11 protein-coding genes are annotated in these 12,593 nt (G+C 42.0%); 5 read left to right on the top strand and 6 right to left on the bottom strand.

The window, feature by feature from the left end; genetic code table 11:
- Nucleotides 1–53 precede the first annotated feature (53 nt).
- Genes ilvN through B9N78_RS06750 form a run of 3 tightly spaced genes read left to right on the top strand, consistent with a single transcriptional unit; the run spans nucleotide 54 to nucleotide 2,278 of the window.
- Nucleotides 54–533 (top strand): acetolactate synthase small subunit, encoded by a 480-nt coding sequence (ilvN, locus tag B9N78_RS06760; RefSeq protein WP_085100271.1) that lies wholly within the window; start codon nucleotides 54–56, stop codon nucleotides 531–533.
- A 54-nt stretch (nucleotides 534–587) separates the two neighbouring features.
- Nucleotides 588–1,499 (top strand): bifunctional enoyl-CoA hydratase/phosphate acetyltransferase, encoded by a 912-nt coding sequence (locus B9N78_RS06755; protein ID WP_085100268.1) that lies wholly within the window; start codon nucleotides 588–590, stop codon nucleotides 1,497–1,499.
- Between the two features lie 41 nt (nucleotides 1,500–1,540).
- Complete coding sequence (locus B9N78_RS06750; RefSeq protein WP_170921387.1) at nucleotides 1,541–2,278, top strand: substrate-binding periplasmic protein; 738 nt, start codon at nucleotides 1,541–1,543, stop codon at nucleotides 2,276–2,278.
- 38 nt (nucleotides 2,279–2,316) lie between these two features.
- Here the strand turns inward: B9N78_RS06750 and B9N78_RS06745 are convergent, their stop codons facing one another.
- Complete coding sequence (locus B9N78_RS06745; protein ID WP_085100262.1) at nucleotides 2,317–2,754, bottom strand: hypothetical protein; 438 nt, start codon at nucleotides 2,752–2,754, stop codon at nucleotides 2,317–2,319.
- A gap of 104 nt (nucleotides 2,755–2,858) precedes the next feature.
- On the opposite strand from B9N78_RS06745, the gene B9N78_RS06740 reads away from it, so the two are divergent.
- Together B9N78_RS06740 and B9N78_RS06735 are read left to right on the top strand one after the other, a co-directional pair.
- Entirely contained in the window at nucleotides 2,859–3,788 is a 930-nt protein-coding gene (locus tag B9N78_RS06740) for a LysR family transcriptional regulator (RefSeq protein ID WP_085100259.1), read from the top strand.
- A gap of 146 nt (nucleotides 3,789–3,934) precedes the next feature.
- Nucleotides 3,935–5,659 carry a bacteriohemerythrin gene (locus B9N78_RS06735; protein ID WP_085100256.1) on the top strand — a complete coding sequence of 575 codons (1,725 nt, stop codon included), beginning with the start codon at nucleotides 3,935–3,937 and terminating at the stop codon, nucleotides 5,657–5,659.
- A gap of 100 nt (nucleotides 5,660–5,759) precedes the next feature.
- On the opposite strand, the gene B9N78_RS06730 is transcribed toward B9N78_RS06735, so the two are convergent.
- The 5 genes from B9N78_RS06730 to B9N78_RS06710 form a co-directional block, all read right to left on the bottom strand.
- The gene (locus B9N78_RS06730; RefSeq protein WP_085100254.1) at nucleotides 5,760–6,320 is read right to left on the bottom strand and encodes a flavin reductase family protein; all 561 of its coding nucleotides are present in this window, start codon (nucleotides 6,318–6,320) and stop codon (nucleotides 5,760–5,762) included.
- Between the two features lie 60 nt (nucleotides 6,321–6,380).
- Nucleotides 6,381–7,199, bottom strand: coding sequence for a zinc transporter ZupT (gene zupT, locus B9N78_RS06725; RefSeq protein ID WP_085100251.1), 819 nt, complete (start codon nucleotides 7,197–7,199; stop codon nucleotides 6,381–6,383).
- A gap of 52 nt (nucleotides 7,200–7,251) precedes the next feature.
- Nucleotides 7,252–8,040, bottom strand: a complete 789-nt coding sequence (locus tag B9N78_RS06720) for a hypothetical protein (protein WP_085100248.1) — start codon at nucleotides 8,038–8,040, stop codon at nucleotides 7,252–7,254.
- A 28-nt stretch (nucleotides 8,041–8,068) separates the two neighbouring features.
- A complete protein-coding gene (locus B9N78_RS06715; RefSeq protein WP_085100245.1) occupies nucleotides 8,069–10,054 on the bottom strand; it encodes a monovalent cation:proton antiporter family protein in 1,986 nt (661 codons plus the stop codon).
- 189 nt (nucleotides 10,055–10,243) lie between these two features.
- Entirely contained in the window at nucleotides 10,244–12,559 is a 2,316-nt protein-coding gene (locus B9N78_RS06710; protein ID WP_085101293.1) for a methyl-accepting chemotaxis protein, read from the bottom strand.
- Nucleotides 12,560–12,593: the final 34 nt, after the last annotated feature.

Below are 12,593 nucleotides of genomic sequence, written 5' to 3'. Positions count from 1 at the left end.
TACATTCATCCTGTAATAGACTTTCAGACCTTACCAAATATAAGGAGTACCGAATGCAACATACAATCTCAGCACTGGTGAGAAACAGAGCCGGAGTTCTGGCAGAATCTTCAGCTGCTTTTCAAAAAAACGGTATTAACATTACATCCATATCCTGCGGTGAAACCGAAAATATGGACGTATCAAGAATGGTTATCTGTGCGCAGGGAAGTGACGAAGACATTGCAAAGGTAACAAAAGATCTACAGGCGATGGATTTTGTGATAAAATTGGATGATCTGGCACGTAAAGATTTTGTCGACCGTGAACTTGTCTTATTAAAAGTTGATGTCACGAAAGATTCCATGTGCCAGCTTATGCAGATTTTTGAAGTTTTCAGGGCGGACGTAGTAGGCATGGGACAAAAAACTATTACGGTTGAGCTCAGCGGAGATCAGGAACGAGTCGAAGGACTTATCAAAATGCTCCAGCCTATCGGAATCAAAAGTATGTGCCGCACAGGAATGATCGCGCTTAAAAGAGGCGATGATTAACTTTCCCGTTTAGTCACATCTCAGACACATGAATAATTTTATAAAGGTGCGCCCATGACTATAACTTCACTGGACGAACTCATTAAAAATGTACGCCGATGCGGCGGAAAACCTAAAGTGGCAATAGCTCCTTGCGCAGAAGAATTCGTAATAAGATCCGCCATTGAGGCCAATGAAGCAGGAATTGCCGAGCCGATATTTATAGGGAATCGTGAAAAAGCCGCTGCGGTATCAAAAGAATACGGTCTGAACATAGACGGATTCGATTTTTACGAAGAAAATGATGATGCAGCGGCCGTAGCAAAAGCTGTTCAACTTTTTAAAGACGGCAAAGCCGCACTCATTATGAAGGGTCTTGTCAGTACCAGTGTTGTATTAAAAGCAATTTTGAATAAGGAAACCGGAGTACCGACCAAAGGTATCATCAGCCATGTTGCGGTATTTGAATCATCTGAATCTGAAAGGCTTATTTTAATAACTGATGCCGGAGTTAATATTAAGCCTAACTTACAGCGAAAAGCGGATATTATCCGCAATGCACTGCAAGTGGCCCGTAAGCTTGGAATACAAAACCCTAAGGTTGCGGTCCTGGCTGCAATTGAAAAAGTGAATTATCCGGCAATGCCGGCAACTCTTGACGCAGACATACTTGCAAAAATGTCTGTTGAGGGAGCTTTCGGGGATGCATTTGTTGCCGGGCCGCTGGCTCTTGATATTGCGATCTCTCCTTCAGCTGCGGCTCGTAAAGGAGTAACAAACCTTGTTGCCGGACATGCTGATATACTCTGCACACCTGACATCGAAAGTGGTAACATCCTCTACAAAGCATTAAGTACAATCGCAGGTAAATGCATGGCAAGTGTTGTGGTAGGAAGTGATATCCCGGTGGTTGTTCCTTCCCGCGGTGATTCAGACAGATCTAAATTTGTATCAATAGCTTTAGCCAGTTACTTAACATACTGTTAGCGTTGCATAAAAGCATGTATCCAACTAAAAGGAAAATCAGTATGAAAACATTGATCACTGCCATCATGTTAATCGCTTTATTCATACCGACACCTTCGATAGCCAGAGAACTCCTTACCCTTATCACCGATCCTTTTCCCCCGCTCTATTATCAAGTAGACGGCGAAAACAAAGGTATTTACTGCGAAATATTAGATCTAACTTTCAAAGAGATGAAAATTCCATATACACTTGCTTTTGTTCCATGGGAAAGAGCATTACGAATGGCGGAAACTCAGCGGTCAGACGGAATCCCAGGAACAGCAAAAACCAAAGAACGAGACCGATTTCTAATTTTTCCCGATGAACCCATATCAGTAATTGATATAGTAGTATTTCACCGCAAAGATGATACTTTTAAATTTGATGGTATTTCTTCACTGGCCGGTAAAAGAATCGGCACAATTGATGGATATTCATATGGAAAGGAATTCGACCAAAGCAACTTATTCAGCAAAGAAAAAGTAAGCTCTTTAAAACTTAATTTCCTTAAGCTTCAGGCCAAAAGAATCGATCTTGTCATTGCGTACAAAAATGTAGCCCTATACACACTGCAAAGCTTAAATCTTACTGATCAATTTTCTTACAGTTCACTACCAGTCCACCGCGCAGCTCTATATTTAGCTTTTTCCAAAAAACCTGGTTATGAACAGTTAGCTGAAGAATTCAGCCAGACTCTCAGAAAAATTAAGAATACAGAAGCTGCCCAGGAACTATTTAAAAAAGCAGAACTTAATTAAAATTCCAGACGATGCAACTACTTTATTATTAATGAAAATTATGCATGTCCGGAAACACACAGAACCCACATTCCGGAGGCGATAAGTATGATACCAATCACTGAATTTATGGTTAAATGTTCACGATAAAGCAACATTCCTAGAGGTATGAGGCAGGCCATGACCACTCCGTTTACTATAATAGGAAGGGTACTGATACTGGCCCCGGCCCTGTAAGTAAGCAGAACGCCGACCTCAATCCCGAAAATAGCCAAACCAAGAAGTAAAACCTGCCAATTTCGAGTACTGAAGATTTCCGTAATGTCTATACGCCCTGTTTGAAAATACATCCCGACAAGACTGAGCAGCATGGCCATAGCATACGCAGATGCCAGAGAAGCAAACAGAGAACTGCCGCCGGATATACTTTTTTGAGCAAGATGATATGTAACAGATGAGGCAACTACAATTGCGATTGAACCATAAACAGCTAGCATTCTAATTTCCTTTTAAATGAAGTAGTAAGACATCAGCAACTTTTTAGATTCAACAGCTACTCTGCTTAACTTATTATTACCACTGAAAGGTATTCATTCCCCGTATGAGCAAAACTAATCCAGCAAATTTTGATCTTAACCTACTTGTAATACTCGATACGGTTTTTTGCGAACGCAGCCTTACGCTTGCCGGGAAAAAACTGTTTATGACTCAATCCGCAATCAGCCACGCTCTTTCAAAGCTCAGGGATCACTTCGAGGACCGTCTTTTCATCCGCCGTGGAAATAGCATGGACCCGACTCCGCTCTGCGTAGAGCTTCATAAAACGCTGGCTCCGTCCTTAAAGAAAATTCTTGAATCTCTTGACGACCGAGGTGAATTTTCCCCGAAATCTTCCAACAGGACTTTCTGCCTGGGGTTAAGTGATTATCTTTGCAACCTGTTACTACCGGAAATAATTTCTAAAATTCAGAATGAAGCCCCAAATATCACACTGCGAATTGTTCAGGCAACATACGAACAGCGCACTGCAATGCTGCAAAACGGGAAACTGGATATTTTTATCGGTTGTTCAAGAGATTATGGCGCGGGAGTGTTTAAGGAACAACTTTTTCAAGACAGAGAAGTTTGTGTTCTGCGCAAAGATCATCCTGTAACAGGAGAAGTAATGACAGAGGAAGAGTTGTCAAAAGCAGAATTTGTAGCCCTTTCTCTATCTGAATCAGGTTTGGGATTTCTTGAGGACTATTTATATCACAAAGGGGTTCAGCGAAAAATAAAAGTTGTTGTACAGCAGGAAGTAGTAATTCCTTCTCTTGTCAGTTCGTCCAACCTTATCGGGTCGCTTGCCGAGAGGCTGGCTCAGGTATATACTGAAATCATGCCGCTTCGTATTATCAAACTCCCGCTTGAAAATACAATTTTTGAAATTTATCAACACTGGCATGCTGTTAATAACAACGATCCGGCACATATTTGGATGCGAGCGGTGATAAAACATGTTGCAGACTCGTTACCCAAATTAAGTGAGTAATAACTTTTTTATATTATTTAATAATTTAATACAGATATAATCTTAACAAGAATTATTATTATTTATTCCCTTGCTTATTCTAGGTATTTTTTATAGTTTGCAAAAGCACTTAGAATATTAAATTTTCACACCTCCAAGGAGTATATATGACATCTAAAACGAGGCTTAGCCTCTCACTCACTGTAGTGCTCATTATGACTGCAGCTTTATTTGCTTCCACTTTCTCGCCTGCTGCATCATCAGGCGGATCAATGATCATATGGCAGATTTCATTTCTAGTCATCGCCATCATCGGTACTGTTTTTTCATTAATTACTATTAATTCTAACATCTTCGACCAGCTTGTTTTACTTAGCAAGTATGCAAAAGACATAAAGAAAGGCATAGCAAAATCAATTCTGCCGCAAGAACTTGATAATGAAGTGCTTGAAGTCGGGAATAATCTGCATGCAGCATTCGAAGCTCTCAGTTTAAAAACAGAGGAAAGCAATAAACGCAACAAAGAACTTGAAACTAAAGCTGAAAATTTTGAACAGAGACTTAAAGTTTCGCAAACGGAACTGAAAGATGTAAAAACCGCTATGGAGACTATTCTCAAATCAGCTTCCAACGCTCAGGGTATTTCAGGAAAACTGTTTTCAGGGATTGAAGAACTCAGTGCTCAGATAAATCAAGTCAGCACTGGAATGATTATACAACGCGACAGAATAACTGAAACAGCCACTGCTATGGAAGAAATGAACAGCACAGTACTTGAAGTTGCGCAAAACGCTTCCATGGCCGCCAAAAGCTCAAGTCAATCTAAAGAGAATGCACAGCAAGGCGCTGAAGGCGTAATCGGTGCTATTAAATCATTTGAACAGATTAAAGGAACTATCCTTAATTTAAAAACAACCATGGGCTCTCTTGGTCAGCAAGCAGATAACATCGGCAAAATTATGACCGTCATAACCGATATTGCCGACCAGACTAACCTGCTGGCCCTCAACGCAGCGATTGAAGCAGCCAGAGCAGGGGATGCAGGACGCGGATTTGCAGTTGTTGCTGACGAAGTTCGCAAGCTGGCAGAAAAAACCATGAACGCAACAAAAGATGTCGGTAACGCTGTATCAACAATCCAAGCCAACGCACGCGAAAACATAACTGCTGTAGAGGCTGCGGCCGAAGAAATTGTTCACTCCACAGAATCAGCAGCTAAATCCGGCAACCTGATGAATGCTATTGTCGGAATGGTTGATGACACCAACTCTCAGGTTGAATCAATCGCAGCAGCCAGCGAAGAACAGTCGGCAGCTTCAGAAGAAATCAATATGGCAATCAGTGATGTAGCCAGAATTTCACAGGAAACGTCAGAAGGGATGACTGATTCAGCCAGAGCTCTTGCGGAAATTGCAGGTGTAATTGAAGAGCTCGACTCAATTGTTCAGGGTATTTCAACCGGTAAAATTGTGGATACAAGTTCCGGCAAGATAGTTGAATGGTTTGACGACCTTTCTGTAAATGTCAGAACAATTGATGAGCACCACATGACTTTGATCAACATGATTAACGAGCTCTATCAGGCAATGCGCCAACGCAAAGCAAATGCTGCAGTCAAAGAAATTGTGGACAAACTGCTTGAGTACACTAAATATCACTTCGGATACGAAGAAAAGATTTTTGACAAGTACAAATACCCTGATGCAGTTTCCCATAAAAAACTTCACCGCACCTTTGAAGGCAAGATTGAAGAATTCGGAAAAGGACTGGCTTCAGGTAAGGCAATCGTTTCCAGTGAGGTCATAAGATTCTTAAAAGACTGGCTGGTTAAACACATCATGATTGTCGACCACAAGTACTCACAGTTTATGAATGAGCACGGCATCCACTAGAATATCCGCTAAACAGAACTAACAAAAATACCCCTGAAACATATGTTTCAGGGGTATTTTTGTTAGCAGTAAATTCATCTTACAAAATGATTTAGTGTTGTTACTTTAAACTCTTTCCTTCATGCCACGCCCGACCGATGCATTCTCCAACCGCCCAATAACGATTGTCAGGCATTGTCAGAGTGAAAGGATTGACCTTTTTAATATCAGGCATTCCGTCAGTTAGCACTCCTTCGTTACACCATGTAGCAATAACCTCTCCGACAAAGAGAGTGTCGTTAGGCAACTCCATGGAGTCAAGAACCTTGCACTCTATCCCCATAGGGCATTCAACAATGATAGGGGCATTTTCAAGTTCACCCTTATGAATTGTGAACAATTCAGATTTATCAAGCTGACTGCCGGAGACTAATCCAACAAAATCTGTAATTTCGACCATATCTGAGGAAGGGATATTCACACTGAACTCACCTGACTCTTTAATGGCGGAATTGGAAAAATGTTTTTTGCCTACTGCGGCCATAATTAAAGCAGGATTATAGTTAACCCTTGTAGTCCAGGCCAAAGCCATAAAATTGCTACGCCCACCTTGACGGCATCCCAAAATGGTCTGAGGCATAGGCATGGTGAAGCCTTGAATTCCAATATTTATTTTCCCCATTGCTACTCCTTATATCTATTGGTTCATGTTTACCTTAGAAATTATACCTATCATATTCTACTACAAGAATAACAGCAACGAGATAGCCATTACCACCATACCGGCAATCAATCCATAAATTGAAAGGTGATGCTCCCCGTATTCTTCAGCCGCAGGCAAGAGTTCATCAAAGGAAATAAAAACCATAATACCGGCAACCCCGGCGAAAATCACCCCGAAGACAGTATCAGACATGAAAGGCATAAGCAGCACATACCCGACAAGAGCTCCTACCGGCTCTGCAATGCCGGACAAGAATGAATAAGCAAAAGCTTTTTTCTTACTGCCGGTTGCATAATAGATGGGAACGGAGACAGCAATTCCTTCAGGAATATTATGGATCGCAATTGCAACTGCGATAGCTACGCCGAGGTGCGGGTCTTTCAGAGCTGCTGTGAACGTGGCAAGACCTTCCGGGAAATTATGAATACCGATTGCAAGAGCCGACATCATTCCCATTCGTAAAAGTTTTTTCTTACTCTTTCCGGCAAACGGATCGTTCTCGTTCATTTCCTCAACGCGGTGCATTTCATGAGGATTTTCGTAACTTGGAACTAGTTTATCAATTAAGGCAATAAACAATATACCGCCAAAAAAAGCTCCGACTGCCACCCATGTTCCAACAATATTTCCCAGATCAGCCTGTAAAGCTGTTTTAGCTTTATTCATAATCTCCATAAAAGAGACGTAGATCATTACTCCGGCTGAAAATCCTAACGAAATAGATAAAAAACGGGTGTTTGTCTTTTTGGCAAAAAAAGCCAAAGCAGAACCAATCCCTGTAGAAAGCCCCGCAAACAGAGTGAGTCCTAATGCAAAGCTGACATTTTCCGAAAACATAGTTTCAGTTCCTCACAAAAATACCGATACCAATTGCTAGAAAAAAGATCTCTTATTTCAAGGGAGCCTCAACAATAAGAATCATGCGTTTCCCAAGCTTACTGTCAGGGTTCGCATCAACAACACGTTTAAGATTCTCTAGTGAAGTTATATCCACCTTGTTAACACCTGCTTTATGAGTAGCATGACACAGCCAGACATGTCCTTCTCCATCAGGAACAATCACTCCTACGTGGTAATGAAGCAGCTTGTAATTCTTAAAACTGACAGGCTTACTCATAGAAAACAGGTAAACACTGCCTTTTTTCATCTTAGAAATCACGTCGGTCCATGCCTTTAGATCATGCAAATCAAAACCACGCAGGGTCATCCCGTTACTGCTGGAAATATCCGCATTTTTGCCGAAAGGAAGCATTACTTTACGGTCCATTCCCTCGGTCAGGTTCAAAATAACATCATAGCCGAAATCCCAGTCTTCGCCATTTTCAGCATCAGGACCACTGTCTGCAAGCCGGTCAATCATAACATCATTCAGCACGTAGTCACGCTTAAAAAAATAACGGGAAGCAGCCACAGTGAAGCCGCTGCAATTAAGCCCTGAAGTGTCAAAACGTGCCTGCTGATCCGCAAAAAGAGTAAAGTCCCCTGCTTTATTGATAGCACCATCTTCGCGATAAGGAATGGAGTCGAAAAAAGATAAAACTTTTTCAGCGGAGGCTCCGGAATCAGGACCATCCGTCATGCCGTGCGGAGTTGGAATATTTACTACAGCACACCCCATAGAGACTAAAAAACTAAGTCCGACAAATGCCTTCAAAAAACTCTTTTTTAAATTATTCATAAATACCTTTTAATATTATTATAGTAACTTACTCAGAAACAGAGCTTACTCCCGCAACAGCTGCAAATTCATTAAATTTAATAATATTATTCTTTGACCCCATAATTCCGACAAAATCTCCAGCGTGTAACTCAAAATGTCCATCAGGATTAATACTGAACTTTTCCCCCCTGAGAACACCGGCAACGGAAACGCCTGTAACAGTTCTTATCCTGCTTTCGGCCAAAGTCTGCCCTGCTAGACACGACTTATCTCCTACTTGCACCCAAGTAAGCTCAATAGAGTCAGATGCTGCTCGTAGAGTAGACAGCAGCTCATGCTCGGGGTTCTGCCGTTCAACATCTGTTGTATACCTGTCTCTGCGCATGGAATCCATTACATTCTGAACTTCTGCTGCAGGCAGACTGAAATGGCGCAGTATCTGACGAATCATTTCGAGACTGGTTTCAAATTCAGGCATAATAATATTATGCACTCCTAAACTATTAAGAACCTCTAACTGCTCCTGATTTCTGGACAGAGCCACAACAGGCGTTCCAGGAGCGAGCTTTTTCAATTTTTCAAAAACAGCACCGGACCCGTTAATAGAGGGTATTGTCATAAGCACCATACGTGCACGCGAAACTTCCGCAGCATTTAATACTATCTCCTGTGCGGCATCTCCGTAAATAACATCCTGCCCCCTCTCAACTGCCTCCTCAACTTTGTTGGAATTAAGCTCAATAATGACATAAGGGATATCGACTGTCTCCAGAACTCCAGCAACATAAGAACCGAATCTTCCACCGCCTAGAATAACTACATGCTGCTCCAAACCTTCTATGGGAATATGCACTGTTTGTAACGGGTTCCACCCAGTACGTTTTTTAAAAAAAGAATATAGCGGCGAAGTAAGTGATGAGAGAATCGGAGTCAGCATCATGGTGAGAATTCCTGTCCCCATAAACAGCGGAAAATATTCTCTGGGAAATGAACCTGATTCAGCCCCTTGCTGCAACAGCAGAAAAGAGAGCTCACCGACCTGAAACATGCCAAGACCAAGGGCTAAAGGTATCACATTCTTATAATTGAATAAGTACGAGATACATCCGAAAATAATCCCCTTGCCTATAAAAATACAAAATGTCAGCAAAAGAATGGTAGTTAAGTTATGCCAAATAAATACAGGATTTATAAGCATCCCTATTGATGCAAAAAATATCAGACTGAATACGTCACGGAGAGGAAGAATATCGCTTAAAGCCTGGTAAGCATATTTAGATTCACTAAGTACCATGCCCGCGACAAATGCCCCGAAAGCGAAGGACAATCCCAGCATGTGTGTAGCATATCCGATCCCTAGACCGATACCGCTGCAAGTAAGCATAAATGTTTCACGGGAATTCCAGCTTGCAACAATTTTCATAACGTGAGGAATAATACGCGTTCCCAATAAAAACATTGAAGCCAGAAACAAGACCGTTTTAAGCGCGGCAAAACCAACCTGCCCCAGTCCGAAAGCGTCTGAGCCTAACTGAGGCATGAGGATAAGCATCGGGACCACAACCAGATCCTGAACAACAAGCATTCCGATCATTACCCTGCTGGAAAGAGTTCCCACCAGCCCACGGCTTTCAAGGGTTTTTAAGACAACCATCGTACTTGAAAGGGATATAAAAGCACCGAACCACAGCGAGAGGTGCGAATCCCAACCCATAAGCGACCCTATTCCCCACCCGAAAGCCATCGTTAAAACTATCTGCAACGGTGTACCGAGCAACGCCACAGCTTTGACAGGTTTTAATTCTTTGATAGAGAATTCAATGCCGAGGGTAAACAGAAGCAGCGCAACCCCTATTTCCGCGAGCAACTCTATATCATGAACACCTGAGACTGTTATTCCGCCTGTATACGGGCCTACAATAACTCCGGCGACAATATAGCCAAGCAATAGCGGCTGGCGTAGTAAGCGAGCCGCGAATCCACCGAGTAACCCGGCTAAAATAAGTATTACAAGATCAGAGGCGATTCCCAAATTAAACTCCTGAACTATACTCTCGGAAATAGCGTGAAAAATTTAAGCCGATAAAAACAGCCGATTCGATTAAGTTTAATTTATATATTCTACAGTATAGTTGCAAGAAATGCTTTTATATAAAGAAAACCCTCCCGCATCAGCAGGAGGGTTTTCTCATCCTTAAAACAATTTAAACTTGAACTATTACTAAGACTGAATGTCTTCAATCACCGAATTCAGCCTTGATGCCATGGAAGCAACTTCTTGAATAGCTTTAGCGGATTCGTCCAGAACCTGCGATGTTTCCATGGAGATTCTGCTGATATCTTCTGTAGCTCTGTTGATTTCATCACTGGTTGCAGACTGTTGTTCAGCGGCAGTAGCGATACTTCTTACCTGATCAGCGGCGCTCTCTACAAGGTGAACAATCTCAGTAAGAGTTTTGCCGGATTCATTAGCAAGTTCACTGCTGCGATGAGCTGACTTGGCAGCTTCTTCAGTAGCTTTAATATTTTCAGTAGTCATACCTTGTATTTTATTGATAGCTCCACCGACTTCACTGGTTGCCGCCATAGTATTTTCGGCAAGTTTACGGACTTCATCCGCAACGACGGCAAATCCGCGCCCGGCTTCACCGGCTCTTGCAGCTTCAATAGCCGCATTAAGAGCAAGCAGGTTCGTCTGGTCGGCGATATCATTAATAACTCTCAAAATGGTGCCTATTTCAGCAGCTTCCACCCCAAGGAGCTCCATTGAACTTTTAAGGGCATCGGCCTGTTTCTTAACACCTTCTACAGCCTCAATAACACTGCTTACGATTTTAGCCCCGTTTTGAGCTTTCTCTTTTGCACTGTCGGCATCTTCCGCAGCAGTTCCGGCGTTACGCGCAACTTCAAGAACTGTAGCGTTCATCTCTTCCATTGCGGCAGAAGTCTCGCCTACTCTATCTCGCTGATCTTCAGCACCTCGGCTTGACTGTTCAATCTGGGCAGAAAGCTCTTCGGATGCACTTGAAAGATTTTGTGAAATAGATTCCGCTTCCTTAGCAGCACGGGTCATTCTCGCATTCTGCTCAGCTACCTTCTTAGCCTGCTGTTTTAGATCTGTCATATCAATCCAGATAGCGATCGCACCAAGCAGCTTCTTGTCCATATCATAGAAAGGAGTCGTTGAGATTTTTATATTCTTAAGCTTACCGGAGAAAGTTTTAAGTTCAATCTCTCCTTCCTGTTTCTCCTGCGTTCTAAATGCGGCCTGCGCCAGAGTTTCTCTGTTTGGATCACCGAACACAAACTCGCCGGCAGAAAGACCGACAGCCCCTTCCGGAGTGTGCGGACTGTCAACGAGTTCGCACAACTCTTTATTAGTCCACAGAATTTTACCATCCGGTCCTATAAGACCGCATGGAAGAACCAGTCCCTTAAGAACTCCCTCGGAAAAGCCCAGTTTTTCTTTTAGCTCATAAACCATATGGCTTATTTTTTCAGCCAGCGCATTAAATTCATATCTGTAAGTCCCATGAAGCTCAGCTTGGAGATTGCCGCCGGCTACTTCACCGGAAAATTCAAGAATATTTGAAACAGGTTTAATAATAAGAAATCTTAAAAGTGTAACCATTAATCCACTAAGCAAAAGAACAACTGCAGCTCCTGCAACAATCAAAACATTTCGCTGATTGGTAGCTGCAGCAGTTAAATCAGATTCATAAGCACTTACAATAAAAGTCCAACCTGTGAGTGGAATAGTTTTGTACTCCATATACTTTTCACGCCCTTGCCATTCATAATATTCACCACCGTTCTTTTTTGACATAACACTTTTCATGAAAGGCAAATCGGAAAAATTCTTCAAATACAAACTTTTATCCGTAGCATGGGCAATAATCTGCCCTTTGCCATCAATCATTAAACAGTATCCATCTTTACCAACGCGGAAAGGATCTACAAAAGTACTGGTAAACTTTTCCCACTTTGGAAATACCGCAACACCTCCGACAATATTTCCGTTTGCATCACGGACACTGTTCGCAATGGAAAAAATAAGAATTCCGCCGGCACTCATTGATTTTAAAATTTCATGCGAAACATATTGGTCATCACCGGAAAGAATTTTCTTTACATATTCACGTGAAGACCTGTCCCCGCCAGCTGCACTCTTACCTGTATTAGTGTACCCGGAAACAATAATACCTTTTTTATCAAAAATCATTGCAACCGCGTAATCTCTTGAAACCCCCATCAAAGATTTCAAAAAACTGTCAGCTTCATTAAGGCTGCCCCCGCTGAGAGCTGAAACAGTCCTCGGATCATTTGCAATAACATTTGCAAGATCTTGTCCTTGTCCTATATACATTTCAAGGGCGTTCATTGACTCATCAACCATACTAGCCATCGACTTTTTTTGCTCTTTAAAAAGTGCATCATAAGTATCGCCTGCAACCCACCACACACAAACGGAAAAAGTTGTTGCAACCAGTACGAATATTACAATAGTTATCACAGTGTTGATGCTTTTAATTTTCATAAAATCTCCCATTTGTGGCTTTCCAGTTAAATTG

This window comes from Desulfovibrio gilichinskyi (assembly GCF_900177375.1).
In the GTDB taxonomy this organism is placed as follows: Bacteria; Desulfobacterota; Desulfovibrionia; order Desulfovibrionales; family Desulfovibrionaceae; genus Maridesulfovibrio; species Maridesulfovibrio gilichinskyi.
This window is presented reverse-complemented; position numbering and strand designations above follow the sequence as displayed.

Bases quoted from the DNA above. Each gene is read 5' to 3' on its own strand.
- ilvN (WP_085100271.1), top strand. From the start codon at position 54: ATGCAACATACAATCTCAGCACTGGTGAGAAACAGAGCCGGAGTTCTG.
- B9N78_RS06755 (WP_085100268.1), top strand. From the start codon at position 588: ATGACTATAACTTCACTGGACGAACTCATTAAAAATGTACGCCGATGC.
- B9N78_RS06750 (WP_170921387.1), top strand. From the start codon at position 1,541: ATGAAAACATTGATCACTGCCATCATGTTAATCGCTTTATTCATACCG.
- B9N78_RS06745 (WP_085100262.1), bottom strand. From the start codon at position 2,754: ATGCTAGCTGTTTATGGTTCAATCGCAATTGTAGTTGCCTCATCTGTT.
- B9N78_RS06740 (WP_085100259.1), top strand. From the start codon at position 2,859: ATGAGCAAAACTAATCCAGCAAATTTTGATCTTAACCTACTTGTAATA.
- B9N78_RS06735 (WP_085100256.1), top strand. From the start codon at position 3,935: ATGACATCTAAAACGAGGCTTAGCCTCTCACTCACTGTAGTGCTCATT.
- B9N78_RS06730 (WP_085100254.1), bottom strand. From the start codon at position 6,320: ATGGGGAAAATAAATATTGGAATTCAAGGCTTCACCATGCCTATGCCT.
- zupT (WP_085100251.1), bottom strand. From the start codon at position 7,199: ATGTTTTCGGAAAATGTCAGCTTTGCATTAGGACTCACTCTGTTTGCG.
- B9N78_RS06720 (WP_085100248.1), bottom strand. From the start codon at position 8,040: ATGAATAATTTAAAAAAGAGTTTTTTGAAGGCATTTGTCGGACTTAGT.
- B9N78_RS06710 (WP_085101293.1), bottom strand. From the start codon at position 12,559: ATGAAAATTAAAAGCATCAACACTGTGATAACTATTGTAATATTCGTA.